The organism is Amycolatopsis sp. NPDC039088 (assembly GCF_055598845.1).
Window position 1 is genome coordinate 28,613 of sequence record NZ_JBVKAE010000043.1, and the last position, 25,276, is coordinate 53,888.

At 69.3% G+C, this 25,276-nt stretch carries 17 protein-coding genes; 3 read left to right on the forward strand and 14 right to left on the reverse strand.

The window, feature by feature from the left end; translation table 11 throughout:
- Positions 1–8 precede the first annotated feature (8 nt).
- From ACZ7KI_RS37095 to ACZ7KI_RS37130, 8 genes are all read right to left on the reverse strand, one after another.
- Entirely contained in the window at positions 9–1,592 is a 1,584-nt protein-coding gene (locus ACZ7KI_RS37095; protein ID WP_470277681.1) for an acyl-CoA carboxylase subunit beta, read from the reverse strand.
- Positions 1,589–8,077 carry an SDR family NAD(P)-dependent oxidoreductase gene (locus ACZ7KI_RS37100; RefSeq protein ID WP_470277682.1) on the reverse strand — a complete coding sequence of 2,163 codons (6,489 nt, stop codon included), beginning with the start codon at positions 8,075–8,077 and terminating at the stop codon, positions 1,589–1,591. The genes ACZ7KI_RS37095 and ACZ7KI_RS37100 overlap by 4 nt, the downstream gene beginning before the upstream one ends.
- Positions 8,074–9,834, reverse strand: coding sequence for a fatty acyl-AMP ligase (locus ACZ7KI_RS37105; RefSeq protein WP_470277683.1), 1,761 nt, complete (start codon positions 9,832–9,834; stop codon positions 8,074–8,076). Before ACZ7KI_RS37105 ends, ACZ7KI_RS37100 begins: the two co-directional genes overlap by 4 nt.
- 169 nt (positions 9,835–10,003) lie before the next feature.
- On the reverse strand, positions 10,004–11,410 hold the full coding sequence (locus ACZ7KI_RS37110) for an MFS transporter (RefSeq protein ID WP_470277684.1): 1,407 nt from the start codon (positions 11,408–11,410) through the stop codon (positions 10,004–10,006).
- A gap of 948 nt (positions 11,411–12,358) precedes the next feature.
- On the reverse strand, positions 12,359–14,128 hold the full coding sequence (locus ACZ7KI_RS37115; protein ID WP_470277685.1) for an alpha/beta hydrolase: 1,770 nt from the start codon (positions 14,126–14,128) through the stop codon (positions 12,359–12,361).
- 160 nt (positions 14,129–14,288) lie between these two features.
- Complete coding sequence (ppk2, locus tag ACZ7KI_RS37120; protein ID WP_470277686.1) at positions 14,289–15,266, reverse strand: polyphosphate kinase 2; 978 nt, start codon at positions 15,264–15,266, stop codon at positions 14,289–14,291.
- A 43-nt stretch (positions 15,267–15,309) separates the two neighbouring features.
- Complete coding sequence (locus ACZ7KI_RS37125) at positions 15,310–16,212, reverse strand: serine hydrolase (protein ID WP_470277687.1); 903 nt, start codon at positions 16,210–16,212, stop codon at positions 15,310–15,312.
- The gene (locus ACZ7KI_RS37130; RefSeq protein WP_470277688.1) at positions 16,209–17,084 is read right to left on the reverse strand and encodes a LysR family transcriptional regulator; all 876 of its coding nucleotides are present in this window, start codon (positions 17,082–17,084) and stop codon (positions 16,209–16,211) included. The genes ACZ7KI_RS37125 and ACZ7KI_RS37130 overlap by 4 nt, the downstream gene beginning before the upstream one ends.
- Before the next feature lie 107 nt (positions 17,085–17,191).
- Here ACZ7KI_RS37130 and bla point away from each other — a divergent pair, with 107 nt between their 5' ends.
- On the forward strand, positions 17,192–18,103 hold the full coding sequence (gene bla, locus ACZ7KI_RS37135) for a class A beta-lactamase (RefSeq protein WP_470277689.1): 912 nt from the start codon (positions 17,192–17,194) through the stop codon (positions 18,101–18,103).
- 65 nt (positions 18,104–18,168) lie between these two features.
- On the opposite strand, the gene ACZ7KI_RS37140 is transcribed toward bla, so the two are convergent.
- From ACZ7KI_RS37140 to ACZ7KI_RS37150, 3 genes are all read right to left on the reverse strand, one after another.
- On the reverse strand, positions 18,169–20,043 hold the full coding sequence (locus tag ACZ7KI_RS37140; RefSeq protein WP_470277690.1) for a Calx-beta domain-containing protein: 1,875 nt from the start codon (positions 20,041–20,043) through the stop codon (positions 18,169–18,171).
- Positions 20,044–20,398: 355 nt separating this feature from the next.
- Positions 20,399–20,941: a hypothetical protein gene (locus tag ACZ7KI_RS37145; protein ID WP_470277691.1), complete on the reverse strand. Its 543-nt coding sequence runs from the start codon at positions 20,939–20,941 to the stop codon at positions 20,399–20,401.
- A gap of 103 nt (positions 20,942–21,044) precedes the next feature.
- Positions 21,045–21,521 carry a MarR family winged helix-turn-helix transcriptional regulator gene (locus ACZ7KI_RS37150; protein WP_470277692.1) on the reverse strand — a complete coding sequence of 159 codons (477 nt, stop codon included), beginning with the start codon at positions 21,519–21,521 and terminating at the stop codon, positions 21,045–21,047.
- A gap of 92 nt (positions 21,522–21,613) precedes the next feature.
- On the opposite strand from ACZ7KI_RS37150, the gene ACZ7KI_RS37155 reads away from it, so the two are divergent.
- Together ACZ7KI_RS37155 and ACZ7KI_RS37160 are read left to right on the forward strand one after the other, a co-directional pair.
- The gene (locus ACZ7KI_RS37155) at positions 21,614–22,039 is read left to right on the forward strand and encodes a Rid family hydrolase (RefSeq protein WP_470277693.1); all 426 of its coding nucleotides are present in this window, start codon (positions 21,614–21,616) and stop codon (positions 22,037–22,039) included.
- A gap of 76 nt (positions 22,040–22,115) precedes the next feature.
- Positions 22,116–22,514 (forward strand): ATP-binding protein, encoded by a 399-nt coding sequence (locus tag ACZ7KI_RS37160; RefSeq protein ID WP_470277694.1) that lies wholly within the window; start codon positions 22,116–22,118, stop codon positions 22,512–22,514.
- A 21-nt stretch (positions 22,515–22,535) separates the two neighbouring features.
- On the opposite strand, the gene ACZ7KI_RS37165 is transcribed toward ACZ7KI_RS37160, so the two are convergent.
- From ACZ7KI_RS37165 to ACZ7KI_RS37175, 3 genes are all read right to left on the reverse strand, one after another.
- Positions 22,536–23,459, reverse strand: coding sequence for an alpha/beta hydrolase family protein (locus ACZ7KI_RS37165; protein ID WP_470277695.1), 924 nt, complete (start codon positions 23,457–23,459; stop codon positions 22,536–22,538).
- 78 nt (positions 23,460–23,537) lie between these two features.
- Complete coding sequence (locus ACZ7KI_RS37170) at positions 23,538–24,269, reverse strand: aminoglycoside adenylyltransferase domain-containing protein (RefSeq protein WP_470277696.1); 732 nt, start codon at positions 24,267–24,269, stop codon at positions 23,538–23,540.
- A 17-nt stretch (positions 24,270–24,286) separates the two neighbouring features.
- Entirely contained in the window at positions 24,287–25,189 is a 903-nt protein-coding gene (locus ACZ7KI_RS37175; protein WP_470277697.1) for an NmrA family NAD(P)-binding protein, read from the reverse strand.
- Positions 25,190–25,276: the final 87 nt, after the last annotated feature.

Consider the following 25,276-nt stretch of genomic DNA (forward strand, 5'->3'; position numbering starts at 1 on the left):
CTCCTTGGTCACAACGGGATGTTTCCGTGCTTCTTGGCCGGGAGGGCCTGCCGTTTGGTCCTCAGCGCCTGCAACGCCCTCGCCACCTGAAGGCGGGTCTGCGACGGCGCGATGACCTGGTCGACGTAACCACGTTCCGCGGCCACATAAGGGTTCGAATGCCGTTTGCGGTACGCCTCGGTGAGCCGTACCTGTTCGGCGGACCGCAGTTCCGGCGGCAGCGCGGCCAGTTCGCGCCGGTGCAGGACCCGCACCGCGCCCTCGGCGCCCATCACCGCGATCTCCGCGGTGGGCCACGCCAGGTTGACGTCCGCGCCGAGATGCTTCGACCCCATCACCGCGTAGCCGCCGCCGTAGGCCTTGCGGATCACGACGGTCACCTTCGGCACGGTCGCCTCGGCGTAGGCGTAGATCAGCTTCGCGCCGCGCCGGATGATCCCGTGCCGTTCCTGCTCGGCACCGGGCAGATAGCCGGGGACGTCGGCGAGGGTGAGCAGCGGGATGTTGAAGGCGTCGCAGAAGCGCACGAACCGCGCGGCCTTCTCCGAGGCGTCGATGTCGATCACGCCCGCCTGATGCCGCGGCTGGTTGGCCACGACACCGACCGTGCGGCCCCGCACCCGGCCGAACGCGCAGAGCATGTTGGGCGCGAAGCCGCTGTGCACCTCGGTGAACTCGCCGTCGTCGACGAGGCGGACGATCACCTCGGTCATGTCGTAGGCCTGGTTCAGCGAATCGGGCACCAGCCGGTCGAGTTCGAGGTCGGCGGCGGTCAGCTCGGGCTCGGTCTCGTCGGCGTACTCCGGGGCGGGGTCGAGGTTGTTGGACGGCAGGTAGCCGAGCAGGGTCTGCACCCAGTCGATCGCGTCCTGTTCGTCTGCGGCCCGGTAGTGGGCGTTCCCGGAGACCTCGCTGTTCACCAGGGCGCCGCCGAGTTCCTGCGCGGTGACGCGTTCGCCGCTGACGGCGTTGACGACGTCCGGCCCGGTGACGAACATATGCGCGGTCTCGTCGACCATCACGGTGAAATCGGTGATCGCCGGCGAGTAGACCGCGCCCCCGGCACAGGGACCCATGATCAGCGAGAGCTGCGGGATGACCCCGGACGCCAGTGCGTTGCGCCTGCCGAGTTCGGCGTAGTACGCCAGCGAGACGACACCTTCCTGGATCCGAGCGCCGCCGGAGTCGTTGATCCCGACGATCGGGCAGCCCAGCGTCATCGCCAGATCCATCACCTTGAGGACCTTCTCGCCGAAGACCTCGCCCATGCTGCCGCCGAATACGGTGAAGTCCTGCGAGAACACGCAGATCTGCCTGCCGTCGACGGTGCCGTGCCCGGTCACCACGCCGTCGCCGTAGGGCCGGTTGGCGTCCATCCCGAAGTCGGTGCACCGGTGCCGGGCGAACTGGTCGAGTTCGACGAAGGAACCCGCGTCCAGCAACAGATCGACGCGTTCACGCGCGGTCAGCTTGCCCTTGGCGTGCTGCCGGTCGACGGCCCGCTTCTCCGCGATCCGGACGGCTTCGTCCTGACGGGCGGCCAGATCGGCGATCCGGAACGCCGTCGTCGGAGTCAAGGGGACGTCGGTCATGGCCTCGCCGCCCTCGGTGCCGCGAGCCGGTTCGCGAGTGCCGAGGCGACCACCTCGACGTGGGGCGGGTCGATCATCGACAGGTGATCGCCAGGGATCCGCACGACCTCGAGGTCGGCGCAGAAGGCGTCCCAGCCGAGGGTGTCGTCGGTGCGCAGATAGCGCGGATCGAGGGTGGTGGTCAGCGGATGCGGATCCTGCGCGCGCAAGAGCAGCACCGGCCCGGAATACGGCTCCGGGGAGTACCGTTCGGCCACCCGAGCATCCACATAGGACTCGTACTGGTGCCGCAGCACACCCTGCCCCATTCCGGGCACCCGCGCGGCCAGTTTGCTGATCACCAGCCGGATCTGGTCGTCCTCGCCGAGCTGGACGAGGTCTTCGCGCGGGAGGTCCAGCGGAACACCGTAGGTCCGTTCGACGTGCTCGGCGAACCGGTCGAAGCGGTCCAGCAGGATCTCGTGCGCCGGTTTCCCCGGGGCGGGCAACGGCAGGATGCTGTCGATCATGAACACGACCTCGACCCGCTCCCCCGCCGCGGTCAGCCGCCGGGCCGTCTCGTAGGCGAGGCAGCCGCCGAACGACCAGCCGCCCAGCCGGTACGGCCCCCGTGGCTGGATTTCCCGGATCAGCTCGAAATAGCAGTCGGCCTTTCCCTCGACGGTGTCCTCGTCGTCGATCCGTTCGAGCCCGTAGACGGCCCTGCCTTCCGGAAGGAGGCGCACGAGTCCCTCGTACACGCTCGTCGGGCCGCCCGCCGGGTGGAACAGGAAGACCGGCTCCCCGCCGCCTTCGCGCAGCGGCCGGACCGGGCAGTCCCCGCGTCCTTCGATTTCGGCGCGCAGCAGATCGGCCAGCGCGGCGATCGTCGGAGTGGCGAAGAGCCGGTCGACGTCGGGGACCGCCGCGAGCTGACCGGCGAACGCCGACCGCAACCGTTCCGCGGCTTCCGTATCCCCGCCAACGGCGAAGAAGTCGTCGTGGACGCCGGGTTCCGCGCCGCCCAGTTCCGCCTGCCAGTGCCGGGCGACCCACCGCTCGGCCGGATCGCGTGGTCCGACCTTGACGGCCGGCCCCGCGGCTCGCGGGCCGCTCGGGCCGAACCCGGCCTGTTCGGCGAGATGGTCGGCGAGTTCGCCGAGGCTGGCGCCGCGCAACAGCAGCGGAATCGGCAGTGGCAGGCCGAAGTCACGCTCCACGACACCTCTGGCGCGCATGGCGGTGAGGGAGTCCAGGCCGAGCCGGGTGAGCGAGGCGTGCCTGTCGATCTCGTCCGCGGCGAGTCCGAGCATGCCGGCGACGAGCCCGGCAAGGTAGTCGGCCAGCATCTCGCGGGCGGCGTCGGGCAGGACCGCGCGCAGTGCGTCCAATCCGTCCCAAGTGGACGGTGTTGCCTCGGGTTCCTCCCCCGGTACCAGCATTTCGAAGAACGGTCGTTCGGTCAGCCGGGGGAACAGGGCCAGTACGGTTCCGGCGTCGACACGGGCGATCCCGGTCGCGACACGGTCATGTGTCAGCACGGCGTCCAGCGCCGCCAGCGCCTCTTCCGTACCGAGCGGTTCGAGCACCGGGTTGCGGCTGCCGACGGCCGCGCCCGCCTCGCCCCAGGCTCCCCAGCAGATGGTCGCCGCCGGTAGGCCGGCGGCGCGGCGCCACGCGACGAGCGCGTCCACCCAGGCGTTCGCGGTGGCGTAGGCGGTCTGGCCGGGCGAGCCGAACAACGCGGCCGCCGACGAGTACGCCAGCCACCAGTCGAGGTCGTGTCCGGCGGTCGCTTCGTGCAACCGCCACGCTCCCAGCGCCTTCGCCCGCCAGGCGGCCTCGACCGCGTCGATGCCGACGGTGATGGCGGCGCCGTCGGCCAGTACACCGGCCGCGTGCAGTACACCGCGCAAGGGCACACCGCCTTCCGTGGCCGCCGCGACCAGTGCCTCGGCCGTTCCCGGCTCGGCGATGTCGCCGGTCACCACGTGAACGTCGGCGCCGAGGTCTCGCAGTGCCGCCAGCGTGGGTTCGGTGTCCGGGCCCGCGCCGCTCCGGCCGGAGAGGACGAGCCTGGTCGCACCGCGTCCGGCGAGCCAGTCCGCCGCGACCAGGCCGAGGCCGCCGAGTCCGCCCGTGATCACGTAAGCGCCCTCGCGCACAACGGTTTCGCGGGCGGGCTCACCGAGCGGCGGACGGCCGAGCACCCTGGTGTACCGGATGCCTTCGCGCCACGCGACCTCGTCGTCCGGCGCGTCCGCCCGGATCTCCGCCACGAGCCTTCCGACCCACAGCAGAGCGGGATCCGGTTCGGCGTCGAAGTCGACCTGGCTCGCGCGCAGTTCGGGATGTTCGAAGGCGAGGACCCGGATCAGCCCGCGCAGGCAGGACTGGCCGGGGTCGCCGCTCTCACCGGGTTCGACGGCCGACCCGCCCGCGCTGACCAGCCACAACCGTGGGGGCGTGGTGCTTTCGGCCAGTTCGGCAACGACGGCGGAGAGGGTGGCGATCGTCTGCCCGGCCCGCATCGGGTCGGGCTCACCCGTCGTGGCGACACCCGCGAGCACGCCGGTCACCTCGCGGGATCGCAGCAGTTCCGCCAGCGCCGCCCGGTCGCCGAGCGGGGCCATCGCCAGCTCGTCCCCTGCCTCGGTGAGCCGGTCGCGCAACGCCGTCAGCCACGGCGCGCCTCGGTGTTCGTCGTCGTGCAGCACGACCCAGCTGTGTCCGCCCGCCTCGGCCGTGGGCAGCGCGGCCTGCCGCCAGACGGTTTCGAACAGCAGGTCCGCCATCGGTACCGGCAGGGCCGAACGCTGGAACCGGCGGCAGTAGACGTCGCGGAACTCGACCAGGACGACGTCGTCGGCGTCGACCAGCTGGACACCGCCGACCAGGCCGTCACCGGCCGGATCGAGCGAATCGAGCAGGGCGTCGACCCGGACACCGCGGCGGGGATCACCGGCCAGGACGACCTCGCCCACGGTCAGCGGCAGGAAAACGCCGTCGGCTTCGCGCAGCGCGTCCCCGCCAGCCGCGGCCAGCGCGTGCAGGCAGGCGTCGGCGATCACCGGGTGCAGGACATACGCCGGATGGTCGGCCGGCAAGGTGATCGACGCCGAGGCGCGGCCGGGCGCGGCCATGACCGCCTGCAGCCCGCGGAAAGCAGGACCGTAGCTCTGCCCCATCTTGGCCAGCGCCTGATAGAGATCGACCGGCCGGGCCTCCTCACCGACAGCGCCGAACGGCACCACCGTGGTGTCCCCCTCGCGAACTCGCGCGGCGGCGTGCCGGATCCAGCCGCCGTTCCCCGACCGCGCGTAGATGTCCACTTCGGACGGACCGGAACCGGTGCTGAGACTGGTCGTGACGTCGGTGTGCGCGGTGAGCGGGAGCACCCGGTGCAGTTCGAGATCGCCGACGCGCAGTTGCCTGCCGGGTCGCAGAACGGCTTTGACCGCCGCGAGCGCCAGTTCCAGGAAACCGGCGGCGGGGAACAGCGGGACACCCATCGCCGCGTGGTCGGCCAGCCACGGCAGTACCGCGGTCCCGACGTCCGCGCGCCACAGGTGGCCACCGCCGGTGGGCTGTTCGATGTGGACACCCAGCAACGGATGCGCGCCACCGGATCCGGACCGGGTGACCGGACGCCGCGGCCAGAACCGTTCGTGCCGCCACTGCGGGCCGGGCAGGGCGACCGGGATCGAGCGGGGACCGCGCGCGTCGAGCACGCCGGGAAGCCCGAGGGTGTGGAGCCGGGCGAGCGTGGTGAGGAACGCCGTCCGCTCGTCGATCTTGCGGCTCGCCGACGGGAGCGCGAGCGCGCCGGTACTCTGCTCGATCGCGGCCAGCGCCACCGGATGCGGGGAGATCTCGACGAAGACGCCGTATCCCTCGGCGGTCGCCCCCGCCAGTGCCTGGCTGAACCTCACCGGACGGCGCAGGTTGGCCGCCCAGTACTCGACGTCGAACGACGGCGTCCGCTGTGGATCGGCGAGAACACTGCTGTAGCAAGGGATTTCGGCAGGTTTCGGGGTGAGACCGTCGAGGTCGGCACGGAACCGGCCGAGGACGACGTCGACGGCTTCCGAATGCCCGGCGCCACCGACGGGTAGCCTTCTGGCCAGCCTCCCGAGGCTCTCGACGTGTGAGACCAGCGCCTCGACCTGATCCGCGGCCCCGCTGACGGTGCACTGGACCGGGGAGGCGTACACCGCGACGGTGATCCCGGGAAACTCCGCTTCCAGGTCGGCCAGTTCGGCAGGCGAGAGTTCGACGACGGCCATCGCGCCGTCTCCGGTCGCGTCGACCTCGGCGAGCAGCCGTGCCCGCGTGGCCATCACGCGCAGCCCGTCCGCGACGCCGAGCGCCCCCGCGACGACGGCGGCCGCGACCTCGCCCATCGAATGCCCCAGCACCGCCGCCGGGGCGACACCGTGCGCACGCCAGAGCCCGGCCAGTGCGAGCTGCATACCGAACAACGCGAGCTGGGTGGCGCCGAGATCCGGCAGCTCGTGTTCGCCGGAAAGCACCTCACGCAGGGAGAAACCGGCTTCGGCCACGAACACCGGATCGAGTGCCTCGACCTCCGCGCGGAACGCGGGTTCGGTGCGCAGCAGGAGGCGGCCCATCCCCGGCCACTGCGAGCCGTAGCCGGAGAAGACGAACACGACACCGGGCACGCGTCCGGCCTCACCGGTGACGACGTCGCCGCCCTCGCGTCCGGCCGCCATTTCCCGCAGGGCGGCGACGATCCGGTCGCGGTCCTCGGCGACCACCGCGCCCCGGACCGGCAGGTGATCCCGGCTCCGCGCCAGCGTCGCGGCGACGGCGTCCAGTGGCACCGCGCGATGGGCGGGGTCGTCGAGCCAGTCCGCCAGATCGGCGGCCCGCGCCCGGAGCACATCGGGCGACTTGGCCGATAGCGCGAACACCCTTGGGCCTTCGGTTTCCTTCCCGCGAGCAGGAAACGCCGCCGCGGGCCACTCTTCGAGTACGACGTGGGCGTTGGTCCCGCCGAAACCGAAAGCGGAGATCCCGGCCCGCGCGACGCCGGAGTAGCGAGGCCAGTCCGTCGCCGTGCCGACCACGTGCAGGCCGAGGCCGGAGAAGTCGATGTGCGGACTGGGCTCGTGGTGATGCGGGGTCGGCGGCAGCCGCCGGTGGACCATCGCGAGGACGACCTTGATCAGCCCGGCGATTCCCGCCGCGCCTTCGAGATGGCCCAGGTTGCCCTTCACCGAACCGATCAGCAGCGGGCGGGCGGGTTCACGTCCGGCTCCCAGCACCGCACCGAGCGCACCCGCCTCGATCGGATCCCCCAGTTCGGTGCCGGTCCCGTGTGCTTCCACGTAGTCCACAGAGGACGGTTCCACGCCCGCCGCCGCGTACGCGTGCCGCAGCAGCGCGGCCTGCGCGTCCGGGCTGGGGGCCACGAGGCCGTTGGACCGGCCGTCGGAGTTCACCGCGCTGCCGCGGATCACCGCCAGCACGCGGTCCCCCGCGCGCCGCGCGGCCTTGAGCGGTTTGAGCACGACCACACCGCAGCCCTCGCCGCGCGCGATACCGTCGGCGGCGGCGTCGAAGGGCTTGCAGTGCCCGTCGGGAGCGAGCACCCCGGCGCGGTGGAAGGTCGCGGTGACGGCGGGCGAGAGCATCAGGTTCACCCCGGCGGCCAACGCCGTCCCGCATTCGCCGTGGCGCAGGCTCTGCACCGCCTGGTGCACCGCCACCAGCGAAGACGAGCAGGCCGTGTCGACGGTGAGGCTGGGGCCGCGCAGGTCGAACAGGTACGAGAGCCGGTTGGCGGCGATACTGGTCGCCGCTCCCGTGGCGGACCACACGTCGACGGCGGCGGGGTCGGACATGGTCAGGTGCCCGTACTCGCCCGCCGAAAGCCCGACGAACACACCGGTCCGGCTTCCCCGCAGGGTGGAGGGCGGGATCCCGGCGTCTTCCAGCGCGGCCCAAGCGACTTCGAGCAGCATCCGCTGCTGGGGATCCATCGTTTCGGCCTCGCCCGGCGTGATGCCGAAGAACTCGGCGTCGAAACCGGCGACGTCACCGAGGAAACCGCCGCGGCCGGGCAGCCAGTCGAGGTCGGCGCCGAACGCCTCCCAGCGACCCTCCGGGACGTCGCGAATTCCGTCGCTTCCGGCGTCCAGCAGCCGCCAATACCGGTCTGCGGACTCGGCCCCGCCGGGCAGGCGGCAACCGAGCCCGACGATCGCGATCGGTTCCCCTTCACGGCCTTCGGCGCCCGCGACGTCGTCATGTTCCACTGTGGACAGATGCTCGGCGAGGGCGTTGATCGTCGGGCATTGCCACACCAGGGTCGGCGCCAGCGGACGGCCGAGGTACCGGCCCAGATCCGCGGCCAGCGCCATCGCATCCCGTGAGGAAAGCCCGCTTTCGTGCAGCGGGCGATCCGGATCGACCTCGTCCGCCGTCAGCCCGGTCCGTTCCGCCACCCGCGCGATCAGCCAGTCCCGGATCCTCGCGGTCATCCGAGCCGCCGTGCGGTCAGCGCACCATCCACATAGGACTTCCGGCACAGTACCCTGCTGATCTTGCCGCTGGAGGTGCGCGGAACCTCACCCGGTTCGAGCACGACGACGTCGTACGGGCGCAGGCCGTGCGCGGCCGAGACCGCTCTCCGGATCTCCGCGGTGACCACCGTGACGTCGGCCTCGACCCCTTTGGCTCGTTCCAGTACGACGACCGCCGCCTCGCCCTCTTCATGCTCGATCGCGAAGGCCGCGGCGGAATGCGGCCGGACCGCGGGATGCGTCTCCACCGTCTGTTCGATGTCCTGCGGGTAGTGGTTGCGGCCGTCGACGACGACGAGATCCTTCAGCCTGCCGGTCACGAACAGCTCGCCGTCGTAGCGCACGCCGAGGTCGCCGGTCGCCAGCCAGCCCGCGCCGGAGTCCGGATCGACCGGCGGCAGGCCGAAAACGGCGGCCGAGGCGCCGGGCCGCCCCCAGTAGCCCACGCCGACGTTCGGGCCCTTCACCTGGATCTCGCCGACTTCGCCAGGCCTCGCCGCGGCCCCGGTGACCGGGTCGACGATGCGGATCCGCTGGCCGGCGGGAAGTCCGCAGGAGACGAGCGTGGTGGGTGCCGCGCCGGATCCGGCGGGCATCGCGAACCCGGCGGCGAGCCGGTCGCGGTCGAACGTGACCTGCCGTGGTGCCTTGCCCGCCTCGGTGACGGAGACGAGCACGGTGGCCTCGGCCAGGCCGTAGGACGAGCGGTGCACCTCGGGCCGCAGGCCGCAGTCCACGAAGGCGTCGTGGAACTTCGCGATGGTCGAGGGCAGCACGGGCTCGCTTCCGTTGATCAGCGAGACGACCCGGCTCAGTTCGAGGTAGCTCTTCTCCGCTTCGGTCACGCGGGAAGCGGCGTAGGCGAAGGCGAAGTTGGGTGCGGCGCTGATCGCGCCAGGGCTGGCCGTGAGGGCGCGCAGCCATCGCGACGGGCGTTCGAGGAACGCGAGCGGATCCATCAGCACCGACGCCGCGCCCGCCGCCATCGGTGCGCCGATGCCGAGGATCAAGCCCATGTCGTGGAAGAGCGGCAGCCAGCTGACGGTGGACGTCGCGGCGGTTTCGACCCCGTAGGAGTCGCAGGCCTGGCGGGCGTTGGTGAGCGCGTTGCGGTGGGTCAGCATCACTCCCGCCGGGCTCCGGGTGGAACCGGACGTGTACTGCAGATACGCCAGTCCGTCCGGTTCCGGTCGCGGCCAGGAATGCTCACCGGCCGCGACCGGAGAAGGGGTGTCGACGGCGAGCACGGCGGGCCGCTCGATCTCCGTCGAGGTGAGGAACCCGGAGACGCCGTCGATCGCGTCGGCGGTAGTGAGCACGACCCGCGGTGCGCAGTCGGCGAGCACGGCCGCCAGCCTGCCCGCGTGTCCTGGCAGGTCCGGGGCGAACAACGGAACGGCGACCAGCCCGGCCCGGATCGCGCCGAGGAAGGCCACGACGTAGTCGGCGGACTGGCGGGCCAGGATCGCCGCCCGCTCCCCTGGTACGGCGAAGTCGGCCAGCCGCGTGGCGAGGACACCGACCCGGTCGTCGAGTTCGCGCCAGGACAGGGTGACGGCCCTGCCGTCCGCGCCGGCACGATGGTCGAGGTAGGTCACGGCGACCTCGTCACCGAGGCGGCGGGCCCAGTACTCCAGCAGGGTCGCGAACGACTCCCCGGCGAGTGCGTCGTCCTGCCCGTGGGCGACGACGACCGTTTCCGAAATGGTTTCCATGGCCCCTCGTTTGACGACGTGAGCAGGAGCGGGTGAATTCGGAACGGCACCGTTGCCGAAAGCGGATTCCATTCCGGAGACCGTTCTTTATCTGCGCCGAACTGTATGGATCAGGCGGGAAGAGTGTCAATGAGGTGACCGCGAAACGCTGACGGCGATGCGGTCATGCTCACGGGGAAGTGAGAAACGGGGCACCACGCTTGTCACCTCGGGACGGATTTCGGCCCGCTCGCTCCTTCAGCAGCCTGAACGCGAGGAGTGCGCCGGCGAGTTCCAGGGCCGCCGCGGTCAGCAAGCCCGCCGTGTAGCCGCCCGCCAAGGCAGGCGCGGCGCCTTCGCCGAGCCGCGCCGTGCGCACCACCGCCAGTACCGTCCCGATCAGCGCGACCCCCAGCGCGCTCGACAGCTCGCGGGACGCGGTGAGCAGGCCGGAGGCGGTACCCGAGTGCCGCTCCGCCACGATCTCCAGCGCGTAGGAGGTCAGCGGTGTGGTCAAAGCCGACCCGGCACCGATCAACACCAGCCCGGGAACCCTGGGAAGCACCTCCGGAACATGGTTGACCACGGCGAGTGCCAGCAGCCCGATGACGACCGTGGCCAGCCCCATCGCGACCGTCCGATGTGGACCGAAACGCGGTACCGCCCAGGGAACGAGTGGAGTCGCGGCGACGACCGCGATCGCCACCACGACCAGCGGCAACCCGGCGAGCACCGGACTGAGGCCCAGAAACTCCTGATGCAGCAACGGCGTGAAGAAGAAGACCCCGGAGACCCCCAATCCCCACAGCATTTGCACGCCGAGCGCGCCGGTGAAGACCCGCTGCCCGGTCAGTTCCGCGGGAACCAGCCGCTCACGCGCGCGTTTTTCCCGCAGCACGAACCAGATCGCGAAGGTGGTTCCCGCGGCGCCGAACGCCACCGGCGCCAGCACGTCACCCTCGCCCAGTCGCACCACGGCGGCGGTGATCAGGACCATTCCGGTGGTCACCACCAGCATCGAGAGCACGGCGGGCCGCTTCGCCGCCGGATCGCGGCCGGCGGTGGCGACCTTGCGGCGCAACACCAGCATCGCCGCCACGAAGGGAAGGTTGACGAAGAAGATCCAGCCCCAGCCCAGGTACTCGCTCAGTACGCCGCCGAGAGGCGGGCCCAGTGCCAACGCGACCGCGAGGCAGGCCGTCCACACCGTCGCGCCGACCGCGCGCCCTCGCGCGTCGAGATTGGTGCGAAGCAGGCTCAGCAAGGCCGGTACCAGGAACGCCGCCGCCGCACCCTGCACCACCCGTGCGGCGATGACCAGCCACGCCGTCGTGGCCAGTCCGCCCACGGCCGCTCCGGCGCCGAACGCGAGCAGCCCGGCCCGCAGGGTCGCGGCCTGCCCCCAGCGGTCCACCAGGGTACCCGCCACCGGCAGCAGCCCGGCGAACGGGAGCATGTACCCGATGCTCACCCATTGCAGGGCGGGCAGGCCGAGGCCGAGGTCACGCGCGATCGAGGGCGCGCCCGCCGCGACGATCGTGTTGTCGAGGGTGGTGACGAACGCCCCGAGCCCGATCATGACCAGCGTCGGATTCATCGGTCACCTCGCGAGTGGTAATGACTGTTATAGCCGTCATTACCACTCGCGAGGCCGGAAAAGGCGACAGGGCGAATTCCTCAGGCGAAACTCGGGCGTGAGTGACAAGCTTCCCGCGACTGGCTCGGGTTGTCGTGAGTGTTTTGGGTCGTTAGAACGAACCTTCTCTCAGGTACCTACTCGTGGCCTGCGGGCTTGCTCGCGTGAAGTACATGATGGCCCCCTTCCTTGCGCTAGGCGCAGCAAAGGGGGCCTTCATGTACCGGGAAAGGTGTGAGGGTCGAGTTTCCTCGGCTGAGCCGAGGGAAGGGGTCCTTCACGCGCCGCTGTTGTGACTGGTGGTGCCGCTGGGGCTTGTGATGGGGTTTCGGGTCCGTGAAGGACTCCTTGAGGGACTCTGGGTCCCTCAAGGAGTCCCCCACGGACGCAGCGCTACCCAGCTCACCCGCCGTAGGTAACCAAAACACCGTTGGCCAGAACGACCCAAAACACTCACGACAACCCGACCCACCCCTTCATGGCGCCTTCGAGGTGTGGCTCCGGGCGCCGACCACGCTAGAGTGTCCGCAAAGGACAGTCACCGGCGCTCAGATGTGCGATTGACACCTATGCACGGTTCAGTACGGGGTCGTGAGTGGGTGGTTTCGCGTGGCTGGATGGATGGCGCGTGTGATCAGACGGAGGACACGTGTGACTGGATGGATGACACGCGGGAGCGGCAGGTTTCGTCGCGTGTTCTCCGTTCACTCACGCGTGCCCTCCGTCGGATCACGCGTGTCGCCCGATGGTAGAGGTACCTAAGCCGCCTTGACATCGATGTCGGACGCGCCGTCCGCTGTTTGCGCTCGCTGTTCTTGAGGGGCGAAGGTCGTGGATTCGTGCGGCCGAACCGGTAACGAGGGGATCACAGACCCTGGCGCGGGTTCTTCCGTCCGGAAGAACCCGGGATCAGCTGTGGACGGGCATCCCCTTCTCGTCGGCCGCCGCGGTGGCGGTTCCTTCGAGGAGTTCGCGCACGATCTCGTTCGCCTTGCGCACCTCGGGGCTGACCATCTTGATCTTGACCTTGCCGTCGTGCCCGAGGTGGCCGCCGACCTCGACCGTCTTGTCCTCACCGGGCAGTGGCAGCCCTTGGCAGCCTGTGAACTTCTTCTTCGGCGTCAAGCCGGTCTGGAAGTAGGCCACGATCGGGTCGTCGACGCAGTCGGTGTTGTACGGAAAGATTCCGTGGCTTCCTTCGTTGTCGACGCTGACCATCTTGGCGCCCGGCAGGTTGTTCGCGGTGGCGAGCCCGCCCTCGTACGGCGTGGCCGCGTCCAGCTCGGTCTGCACGATGAGCAGCTTCGGGAAGGTCTTCGCGTCCGGCGCGGGCTTGGCGTTGGTGGTCGGCCAGAACGCGCACAACGGCGCGCCCGAGAGAGCCATGATCGGCGCGACGAAGGGCGCGTTCTTGGTCAGGTCGGCCTGCCAGTAGTTCCAGTAGTGCAGGTTCTGGTTCCACTGGCCGTCCTGGCAGCGGATCGCCTCGAACGCGGCGTCCCAGGTCTCGACCTCGGCGCCACCCTGATAGAAAGCCTTGCGCTCGACCGAAGCCTTCTTCGCGATGGCCTCCAGCGCGTTGCCCTTCGCCTTGGCCAGGAATGCCTTGTTCGCGTCGGTCAGGCCCGGAGTGGTCAGCGCCTGAGTGACGACCTTCTCGAGCTTCTCCGCGTCGGTCCCGGTGGGCGCCGGACCCTTGACGAGCGCGGCCACCATGGACGCGGCCGACGGGTACTGCGTGGTGTCGTACATCGCCGGGATGATGAACCAGGCGGCGTAGAGCATGCCCGAGTATTCGCGGGTGCCGCCCGCCTTCTCCCACTTGCGGCGGATCTCGAGCGGGTCGGTGCCCGTCCGGTACTTGGCGTCGTTGCGCGCCATGTAGGGCAGCAGCGCTTCCTGGAACTGGCGGTCACGGCTGCGCGGCTGCAGGTCCCAGGTCTTCTCCAAGGTCGAGCGGCTGGCGTCGGTCGAGGAGTCCAGCAGGAACCGGTGCGCCTTGCTCGGGAACATGGTGGCGTACCAGGTGCCGAGCCACGTGCCGTAGGAGTAACCGATGTAGCTGGTCTTCTTCTCGCCGAGGATGACCCGGATGAAGTCCATGTCGTACGCGGTCTGCTCGGTGGTGATGAACTTCGTCAGCGGGTTCTTCAGGCAGCCGTCGACCTTCGCGCGGTTGATCACGTTCTGGTCGGTGCTGTCCGGGACGGGGTAGCTGCACGTCAGCGGCGTGCTCAGGCCGACGCCACGCGGGTCGAAGCCGACGAAGTCGTACTGTCCGGCCAGCACCGGGCTGCGCTTCGCCATCGCGGCGCCCCACGGCAGTCCTACCCCGCCGGGGCCGCCCGGGTTGACCAGCGCGATGCCCTGCCTGCCGGTACCGGGGTAGGCGGTCGCGGTCTTGGAGACGCGGATGCCGATCGTGTTGCCGTCCTGCGGGTCGTGCCAGTCGCGCGGTACCTGGATGGTCGCGCAGGCCAGGCCCTTGACCTTCTTCAGTTCGGCTTCCGCCGCCGGCGCGACCGAGGGGAACGAGCACTCGCCCCAAGCCACGGCCTGCTCGGTCAGCGCACCGGCGAGCGCCGCGGTGTCCGGCTCCGCGTTATCCGCGGGTGCCGCACCCGTCGCCGGAGCCAGCAGCAGGCCCGACGCCAGGAAGGCACCGGCAACCACGGACACGATGCCCTTCCGCGTTTCTCCCGTACCGCTGATCACCATCATCCCTTTCGACAGGAGCCCCGACGTCCGTACGAGAAGTAAAGACGGATGATCAGCTTACCTACTCGGCTCGGAGTTGGTGGGTATCCGACATGCCGGAATCTCGGCACCCTGGACGCGACTACGGGTGCAGACCGGGCCCGTGGTCGGGATCCGGCGACGGCGCGATCGGAGTCGGGCTGAGCGACGCCTCGTCCTCGCCCTCCTCCAGGAGGGTCGCCGCGGCGCCGACCACCTTCAGATCCGGCTCGCCGACGACGTCCTCGTCCTTGTCCGCGTAGTCCAGCCGGGCGAGCACACTGCGCATCGCCTCGACCCGCGCCCGTTTCTTGTCGTTGCTCTTGACCACCGTCCACGGCGCGATCTCCGTGTCGGTGGCGCGGAACATCTTCACCTTCGCCTCGGTGTAGGCGTCCCAGCGGTCGAGTGACTTGACGTCGTTGGCGCTCAGCTTCCATTGGCGCACCGGATCGACCTGCCGGATGAGGAACCGGGTCCGCTGCTCGGATTTCGACACCGAGAACCACAGTTTGACGAGGACGATCCCGTCGTCGACGAGCATCCGCTCGAACAGCGGGGCCTGCCGCATGAAGCGTTCGTACTGTTCGTCGGTGCAGTACCCCATCACCGGTTCGACGCCGGCGCGGTTGTACCAGGACCGGTCGAACAGCACGATCTCGCCCTCGGTGGGCAGATGGTTCACGTAGCGCTGGAAATACCACTCGCCCCGCTCACGTTCGGTGGGTTTGCTCAGCGCCACCACTCTCGCGCCACGCGGGTCGAGGTGTTCGGTGAACCGCTTGATGGTGCCGCCTTTACCCGCCGCGTCCCGTCCTTCGAACAGGATCACCATGCGGCCACCGATGTCTTTGATCCAGTACTGCAGTTTCAGCAGTTCGATCTGCAGCAACCGCTTCACCACGTCGTATTCGTCGCGTGGCATGCGTGTCGAATACGGATAGTTCTCCCGCCAGGTGTCGATGGGGGAACCGTCCGGGCGGAGCAGGACCGGGTCGTCGGCGTCGTCGTAGTCGACGACGAGACGCTGGTCCCGCAATTCGGGGAAGTGCGCGGCGAGATCAGCTGATGGGTCGAGCACGGGCGAGGGGTACCCGCGATGATCTTTCCGTAAACGTCGGCCTTCATCCGTCGCGCAGATGATCGCGCAGCGTCCGCGCCACGCGCGCCATCAGCACTTCGGCCTCCGGCTGGATCACCGCGGGGACCCGGGATTCGGTGAGCGCGGCGATCGCGAAGACCCCGCCGTCGGCGTGTTCGACGACGCCGACCTCGTGCCGCAGGTTGAGCAGTGTCCCCGTTTTCGACGACCACTTCGTGGCGTCGGAGGCGAAGTCGGGACTCAGCCGCTGACGCAACAGGTTGAGCCCCATCAGCTCGCGCACCCGCCCCGCCACGGACTCGTCTACTTTGGACGGTGTCCACAACGCTTCCAGCAGACCGACGAAAGCGCGTGCCGAACCGGTACTCGCGCGCGTGATGTCGAGCTGAGGAACGGGATGTCCTTGCCCGGCGGTGCCCGCGTTGATCGCGAGAGCGTGCGCGAGGTGGACGTCCTCGGGGCCGAAGCGTTCCGCGGGGGTGTCGCTCAGGTCCGCCGCCGGATGCCGCGCGGAAATCCCCGGCACTCCCCATTCCCGCGTCATCCTGGTGACTTCGGCCGGCGGCGTCAGCGAGAAGAGCGCGTCGGCCGCGGTTTCGTCGCTGATGGCCATGGTGAGGTAGAGCAGGTCGTCGATCGCCACCTTGGCCGGATGCCGGAACCGGGTCAGGCCGGTCGGACCCGGCGCGGTGGCCCGGCCGGGCTGGACCTCGATGGGTGCCGAACCATCCAGTTCACCCCGGCGAATTCGTTCCAGGGTCGCCGCCGCGAGCGGGATCTTCACCAGCGAAGCACTCGGGAACTCGAGGTCGGGATCGATGCCGATCTCGGATCCGGTCCGCAGATCCCGGACCAGGAAAGAACCGCGCAGACCGCCGTCGTCCAGTTCCGCGCGCAATCGCGGGAGCAGCGATTCGGTGTTCATGTGGTCTCCTCCGCGCCGAGACACCGGGCGATGTCCGGCCACAAGCGTGCACGGAGCCGCTGCGCGTCCTCGCCGAGCCCCGCGGTGATCTCGTAGCCGCGAACGAGCCGGATCTCGCCGATGGGCCGCCAGGCCAAGCCGAGTTCGGTGGCCTGCGCCGTCGAGCACAGCAGCAGATCGGCCGAACCGAACACGGCCGCCGCGGCCGCGGTGAGCGAATCGGCGACGGTGACCTGGGCCGGCCGCAGTCCCACCGAATCGCGGACCCGGAACAGGCGGTCGCGCAGATGCGGGACGTCGTCCTCGGGCTGGATCCAGACCCGCCGAGGCGTACGGCCGGACCGGCCCACCCGCAAGGTTTCCAGATGCAGCGGACCCGGCCGCGACCCGCCCGTACCGGCCAGGCCCAGCGTGACCTTCCAGGCGCCCTCTTCCCCGGGGACGGTCGTGAGAGCCGCGCGGACCTCTTGGGTGCGGACGAGTTCGGCTCGTTCCCGTGGCGGGGCCTGCCGGAACTCCAGGAAGACGTCCAGTGCCCGTGCCGCCGCGTCGAGTTCGGCGAGCTCGCGGGTGGTGCAGATCTCCGGCATCGCGACCCGCGTCGGCCGCAGTTTGGCGCGCCGCGCGTCGTGCTCCATGGCGTCGGCCAGGGTCACCAGACGTTTCGCCGAGGGCAGCATGTCCCGGCCGAACGGGGTGAGCAGCGCGCGGCGGGTGGTGCGGTCGAACAGCCGCTCGCCGAGATGCCGTTCCAGCGCGGCGATCCGACGGCTCGCCACCGGTTGGGGAATGCGGGCGAGCGCGGCTCCCGCGGTGAAGCTCCCGGCCTCACTCACGCTCACGAACGCCCGGCAGCCGCCGATCAGGTCCACGACCGCATACTATGCCTGATACGCATGGAACAGCTCATTCGTGTCTTGGACAGCATGAGCGGCGCTCGCCAGACTGCGGACACCGAACGATCTTGAAAGGAATCTCCGTGTCCGTCTCTTCTCGCCGCCGGCCCAGCCGGGTGGCTCTCCTGGCGCTTTCGGTCGTGTCCCTCGCCGCGTGTTCCACGCCGGCCCCCGCACAGCCACCTGCCACCCCATCCACCGCCGTTCCGGTCGTGGCGGACGGTCGTGCCGACTTCGAACAGCTCGAACGCACCTTCGGCGCCCGGCTCGGGGTGTACGCGGTGGACACCGCGACCGGCCGCGAGGTCGCCTTCCGCGCCGACGAGAGGTTCGCCTACGCCTCGACGCACAAGGTGTTCACCGCCGGCGGCGTCCTGCAGCGGACACCGGTCGCCGAACTGGACCGGACGGTGACCTACAGCCGGCAGGACGTCGTCACCGGATCACCGGTCACCGAGAAGCACGTCGGGACCGGCATGCCGCTGCGCGCGATCATGGACGCCACCCTTCGCTACAGCGACAACACCGGCGGCAATTTGCTCTTCCGCGAACTCGGCGGTCCCGCGGGTCTCACCTCGGTGCTGCGCGGGATCGGCGACACCACGACCCACGTCGACCGGATCGAGACCGAACTCAACGACACCGCTCCGGGCGACATCCGGGACACCAGCACGCCTCGTGCCCTCGCCGTGAGTTTGCGGGCCTTCGCCCTCGGCGACGCGCTCCCCGAGGACAAGCGCAAGATCCTCGTCGACATCATGCGCGGCAACACCACGGGTGACGCGAACATCCGCGCCGGGGTCCCGGGCTGGCCGGTCGCCGACAAGACCGGGACGGCGAGCTACGGCACACGCAACGACATCGCCGTCGTCTGGCCGCCGAACCGGGCGCCGATCGTCCTCTCCGTACTGACCGACCGGTCCACAAAGGACGCCAAGATCGACAACGCGCTGCTCGCGCAGGCCACCGCGGCCACCGTCAAACTGCTCCCCTGACTCACGGAGCAGCTGGACAGGCCGGGCGGACGGGAGTTCCCCGTCCGCCCGGCCGATTCATCCCATCAGCGGCGGCAAGGGTTGCCCGCCGGGTGCGCGGTGGTGCCGTGCACGTCGGCCTGGGACTCCGCGAGCACGATCTTCGCGAGCGCGGTGTCCAAGGCGACCGCCTGCTGTTTCACGACGCCGTTCGACACGGTCTGGCCGTTGAGCTTCAGCGAGCCGATGACCAGCGGGATGGTCAGCGGTTCCGAGCCCACCGTGACCGCCGAACCGTTGATCTTCAGCGACGCGACATGCGAACTGCCTGCCAGTACCGGGGCGAGACCGCCCGGCGCGGGCTGACAGGTCGCCGTGGCCCGCGACTGGATCACGCCGAGTTCGATGGTCAGCCCGACCGTGCTGATCACCGTCTTGTCGATCCTGGCCGTGGCCAGCGCGCGGTCGCCCGCGGCCGGGGCCGCCGACTGGTCGTCCGGCGTGAGATCGGTCGACGCGGTCAGCGCCTGGGTGTCCACCTTGATCAGACCGGCGTTGAGCGTCGCGGCGGCCACGGTGCTCGCGTCGTCGGCACACGGCAGATTCGCCGGGTTGGCCCGCGCCGCGGTCACGCCGAGAACGTTCGCCGCGGTACCCGTGCAGGAAAAGACGCCGTCACGGTCGTCGTCGACGATCGTCCCGACACCGACCGGATCGACGAGCCCGGCGCCCGACGGGGCCGAGAGGTTCACCGTGAACGTCTCGTTCGGTTCGTCGACGGTGTCCGGGCTGACCAGAACGGTCACCGGTTTGACCGTCTCACCGGGCGCGAACGTCACGGTGCCGCTCGCGGTCGCGTAGTCGACGGGCGCGGTCGCGGTGCCGTTGGCGGTCGCGTACTGGACGGTCACCGGATTCGGGCCGGGGCCACCGAGCAGTGACACCGTGAAGGTCGCCGGGACCGGCGCGCCGCCTGAACCTTCGTCGACCGTCACGTCGTTGATACTCAAACCGAGCACGCGCACGGTCGTGGTCTCGAGATACCCCAGCAAGACACCATCGACCTGATAATCGACCACACAGTGGTAGGTGCCGGGAGCGGCCCCGGCCGAGGCGGTGATCGTCTCGGTGAACTGGGCGACGCCGCCGCTGACCACCTTGACGCTGCCCGGGTCGTTGGTGACTGTGAGCTGCGGGTCGCAGCTGGTCACCTTCGGGGTCACCGTGACCTCGATGGACTTGATGCCGTCCAAAATGGCTTGGGAGACCTGACCGGCGGGGACGTTGTTCAGCAGCACCCCGCCCGTGGCCGAGGTGATGGCGCTGGCCTGCCCGGTGGCGTCGAGGCCCCCGACGTTCACGGCCACGACGCGGATCTTCGCCGCCTGCAACGCCGCGATGGTCTGCGCCAGGTTGTGGCCGCCGCTCGGATCGTGCGACGGCGCGTCGCCGAACCACGCGATGATGCGGGTGCCATCCGGCCGGAAGGTGACCGCACCGGTGGCCAGCTGATAGAGCGCGTTCAGGTTGGCTTCCGGCGTATCCCCACCGCCCGAGGCCACCCACTGGTTGATCCCCGACTGGACCGCGGTGGTGTCGCCGGTGATGCCCTGGTTGACCTTGAACGGCACCGAATCGGTGAAGTCCTTGTATTCGGCGACACCGAACTGCGCGGTCGGCTGCGCGGCGAGCACGTCGCCGGTGATGGCATTGGCGTTGGATCGCACGTTGCCGATCGGCCCGCCCATACTGCCGGTGGTGTCCGCGAGCAGGACGAGATCGGGGTTCGGCGGCACCGCCGAGGTCGTCACGTTCTTGGTCACGGTCGTGCTCTGCCCCGCGGCGAGGGTGAGATCGACCGTGGCCGGGTCGACCCCCGGCGGCGCCGCGGCGGCGACCGCGGTGGATACGAGCGTCGCCGTGACGGCGGTCAGGACGACGAGCAGTGGTCTTCGCGACATGGACTTCCCTTTCGAGACCCGGCCACAGCCGGAATTCTGTGGGTTGCCTGAGAAAGACGGAAAAATTTCTTCTTCCGTTAGCGCGACAGCCGGAGATCACCGGAGTGCCGCGCGTCGATGCTCTCAACGGGTTGTTACCGCGAATCCGGGCTACTCGGACCATGTCCGCATTGCGCCGTTCAACCGAAAGCCCTTCGGCCCTTCTCACTCTTCAGCGTGAGAAGGGCCGAACGTCCCGGCAGTCTCCGTGATCACCTCGCCGGGCGGAACCCGGATCCCACCGATGTTGTCAGTGAAACTTCACCGAATGGCGCAGCGCCGGCTGTCGGCCGATAGGCCCTGCCGGGAGACGCGCTCAGTAGGCACACTGGATGATCGCGTCGTCCAGGCGGACGTACTTCGCCGGGCCGCCGTTGTTACCGTAGATCGGCTGGAGATAGACGGTACCCACGCCGTTCAGGTTGAGGTTGGGCAAGGTGATGAGCTGATAGCCCTGCCAGTCTTCGATCCACTTCACCGTGTGGGAGATCTTCCGCCAGCCGTTGGGATCCCAGATCTCCAGCCCGATGTTCGCTCCGCCACCGACCGGGTCGGCGTAGATGGCGGCGGCGCAATTCGATCGATTCGACGGGAAACCGCCCAGCGACTTGGGAACCCGCATCGCCGACCAGCCGTTGTCCGCGAAGAGCCAGCCGTTGTTGTTGCCGGTCCGCGCCACTCCCATCCCGATGTCGAACCAGGAATGCCCGTCACCGCCCTGAATTTCGCGTTCCCAGGTACCGAAGGGATTCGATTCGTACCCATCGGACCATTGCACGATCCCGGCATGCGCCGTACCCGCGACACTCAAGAGCGCCAGCGAAAGCACCGCCAGTACGGCTGATATTTTTTTGACCACGAGTGTTCCCCCTCGTCGCGCGAAATGAATCCCGTCAGAGGACCAGGATCCGCACGGCGGCCGCAACGTACCTTCGCGCGCACAATCGACTGCCTCGAAGTACTTAAGCGAGATCGACGGGGCGCGTCCGCAGCTTGGCGGCGATCCGGGCCAGCTCCCGCTGCTCCTCCGCGGTCAAGGGGTCGAGGACGAGTTCCCGCACCGAACGGACGTGCGTGGGCGCGGCCGCGACGACCACTTCGTAGCCGTCGTCGGTGAGCACGGCGAGGGTGTACCGGCCGTCACCGGGATCCGGCGTCCGCTCCACCCAGCCCCGCTGCTCGAAGCGTTTGACCACATTGGACAGACGTGAGAGCGAACCGTTGGCGAGGTAGGCCAATTCGCTCATCCGCAGCCGTCGTTCCGGGGCCTCCGAAATATGACTGAGGGTCAAGTACTCGAACAGCGTGAGCCCGGCGTCGTGCTGCAGTGGCGACTCGAGCCGCCCCGGCAGCAGGAGGACCAGGGAGACCAGGCCGGTCCAGGCCTCTTTTTCGGCAGGGGTCAGCCACAGCGCTTCGTCCGGATCCGAGGTGGCCATGACGGAACCTTACCCAGAGCCAAAGGACTTCACACGTGAAGTAAAAGCGTGCTACTTTGACTTCAAAGATGAAGTCAACGAGAGGATCCCCCATGCCCCAGCCGGAGTTCTTCGCCACACCCGGATATGGCGACCGGCAACTGGCCAGAATGCGCTACAGCCAGGCGGTACGCGTCGGCGATCGCGTCGAGATCTCGGGCCAGGGAGGCTGGGACGACGACTTCACCTTCCCCGAATCGCTGGAGGAGGAAATCGTCAAGGCCTTCGAGAACGTCGCCCGCACCCTCGCCACCGCGGGCGCCACCTGGCGCGACGTCATCGCCGTGAACTCGTACCACGTCCCGGAAACCCCCGGCTTCATCGGCGAGACCCACAACCGCGTGATGGTCGAGCAGTTCCGCGAGCACATGGGCGACCGGGCACCGATCTGGACGGAGATCGGCGTCCCGGCCCTCGGCGCGCCGAAGATGCGGGTCGAGATCAGGGTCACCGCGATCGCCGGGAGTCCCCGCGTGTGAATCCCGTGTTCCCGGGGTACTCCCTTGAGCACGCCCATGCTCTTGGCCAAGCTGGGAAACCCGCTGAGGAGAACGCGTGGGTATCACGAGAACACGACAGGTTTACGAATTCCGCACCGGGATCGCCCCACCGCTGGGAGAGATCCGGGCCTGGTTGCGAAAGCGGCTGAGCGAGGTCGGCCGCGCCACGATCGCGGACACCGAGCTGCTGACCACGGAACTGGTGACCAACGCGCACGAACACGCGGACGGCGCCGCCGAACTGAGGGTTTCCGTACCCTCAGGCCGGCACGTCGTCCGCGTCGAAGTGGACGACTTCCGCCCCGACCTGCAGCCTCGCCGCGTGAAGAACCGGGACCCGGCGAGCCCGCACGGACGAGGCCTGGCCCTGGTCGGCGCGATCAGCAGCGCCCAGTGGGGTGTGGACGCCGGAGCGGAATGCAAAACGGTGTGGGCGGAGATTCCGGTGCCCTGACACCAAGGCGGGGCAAGAGAGCTACTTCGCTTCGACTCGCCCGACTGGAGCGGACTCGGTGGCCAGCGCCTCGGCCGCCTCCTGCCAGGCGGGGTCGCCCGGGTAGAGCTCGCTGCGGAGATAGGCCGCCGTGAGCCGCTGCAGCGCGGCCACTCGCTCCGGGTTCTCGTCCGTGGTCTCGGCGACGTCGTAGCCGGAAATCCCGCCGAGACCGTGTTCCGCGTCGAACAGGGTGAGCAGGGTCTTGCGCCCCGGCGAAAGGAAGTACGGATCGGTGTGCCATTCCGGACCCCGAACCGTCAGATGCGCCGAGGAGTCCTTGTCACCGGCGACCACGAGCGCTGGCGTGGTCATCGCCGAGAAATCGGTACTGACGAAGAAGGGATAGTTCTCCGCCACGAACTCGGTGACCGCGTCGCCGCCGCGGCCGGGCGCGGCGAGCAGGACACCGGCCGAGATCCGAGGCTCGGCGAGGTTCACTTCCTCGCCGCTGACAGGATCGATGTAGCGCGCACCCAGCAGAAGGCTCGCGGTGTGCCCACCCATCGAATGCCCGGCCACGGCGACCTTGTCCCGGTCCAGGCGTCCGCGCAGACCCGGCACCGCGGCCTCGACCTCGTCGAGCCGGTCGAGAACGCTGATCATGTCCTCGGCCCGGGACCGTTGGTACAGCGGCGCTTCGGGGTGACCGGACCCCAGATCCAGAGTCCTGGAACTCAGATGGGTCGGCTGGAGAACGACGAATCCGTGCGCCGCCCAGTAGTTCACGAGCGGGGCATAGCCGTTCAGGGAGGAGAGGTGATTCGAATAGCCCTGGCCGTGCGACAGCAGGATGATCGGCAATTCGCTTCCGGTCACCGGAGCCGAGATCCGCAGCCGTAGATCCACGGCACGTTCCGGAGCCGGCAGCTCCACCGGGGCGATCGAGATTACTGGGGTGCTCATGGTGTCTCTTCCCTCGTAAGACGGCCCGCGCTAAGCGGAACACTGTTCCACAAACATACGGAGCAGTGTTCCGCTTTGTCAAACACCCCTCGCCCGGTTCGCGAGAGCGCTCGCGAGCGAGGCCACCTCCGCCGAAAGGCCGGTCCAGTCATCGGCAGCCGTACCGAGGTAGCCCGCCCGCGCGCGCTCCAGCAGTACGCCGCCATCGACCATCGCCACCGCGGCGTCTTTCGAGACGATCCGGCCCGTTTCGACGGTCACGACGATGCGCGCGAGCGTGAGCAGGACGTTGCGTTCGTCGCCTTCGACCTCGGACAAGAGGCCGGGGATCACGCCGAGTGCCGCGTCGCGGAGCAGGTCCGGCGGCACCGGATCGAGGACCTCGGCGAGGGCGGGGCCGCGCAGAACCCGGTGCGCCGCATGGGCCGTGGCCGCGAGGATCACGACATCGGGATCGTCCGCGGGCACGGGAAGACAACCCTTGACGAAGTCCTCCCGAAGCCATTCCCCGTACTGGAAATCCCGGCGAGACGGTTCGTCCCCGGCCACGATCCCGGTCAGCTCGATCGGACGACGGTCCGCAGCGTCGGGAAAGCGGTCGGCGTGGCCACTCCAGCCCGAAAGCCGCGACAGCAGTGACACCAGCGCGGCGCGTTCTTCTCGGCCGAGCGACCGGCGGGTGACCAGCAGCAGATCGACGTCACTGTCCGGCTTGAGCCCGCCCGCCGCGGCGGAACCGTAGAGGTACAACCCGAGGACGCCGCCGGGATCCTCGCGGTCGAGGTGGTCCAGTAGAGGTGTGACGCACATGCCCCAACGATCACCTATTACGCAAGGTATTTCCGCGCCCAGTCGGCGAAGCCGGTGAGCGGGAGGCCGAGGTCCCGCGCGTACTCCGGACGCCCCGGCTGGCCGATCACGTTCAGCCACTCGTGCGAGGCGCCCATCGGCGGCATCCCGGCGGCGACCGCCTGCTCGACGGTCATATCCGGGGCCGTCAGCCTCGTCCCCAGCACACCGGACAGGATCTCGGCGATCTCCGTCATGGTCAGGAAGTCGCTCGCGAACTCGAGTTCGATCCCGGTGAACCGCTCCGGTTCGGCGATGGCCGCGGCGGCAGCGGCGCCGATGTCGTCGACGGCGGCCAGCGACAGGGACGTCGACGGCTTGATGACGCTCACCAAGCCACCCTCCACCCCGCGCGGGAACAGGAACTTCATGTCGGGCAAGAAGTTCTCCATGAAGAAGCCCGGCTTGAGCAGTGTCCACTGAGGAAAGCCCGCCTCGCGGAGACGGTCCTGGATCGCCGCCTTGGCCCCCAGCGTGGGCTCCATCGAGGCCCAGCGGCCTTCGGCCCATCCGTCCGCCTCGACGTGCTGACCGGCCCCCGAAACGGAAGTGTGCACGAACTGCGGCACACCTGCCGCCTTCGCGCCTTCGATGAGGTTGACACCTTGAGTCACCTCCCCGGCGAAGTCGAATCCGTCCTCGTTCACGCCGGGCATCTGCACCGAGAAAACCGCGCGGGCCCCCTTGGCCGCGCGGATCACGGAGTCGACGTCGTGAAGATCGCCGACGACGAGCTCGGCGCCGAGCGCTTCGACGGCCTTCGCCCTGGCCGGGTCGCGGACCAGCGCGCGGACGGGAACACCGGCCGCGAGCAGGGCACGGGCGGTCGCGCCGCCCTGCCTGCCGGTGGCGCCGGTGACCAAAACGGGTGCTGCGGACATGTTGGCTCCTTCGGGCAACTAAGTGGCGGGGCCCGCCACTTATCGTCCGCTACAATATGGCGGGCCCCGCCACTTACGCAAACACCG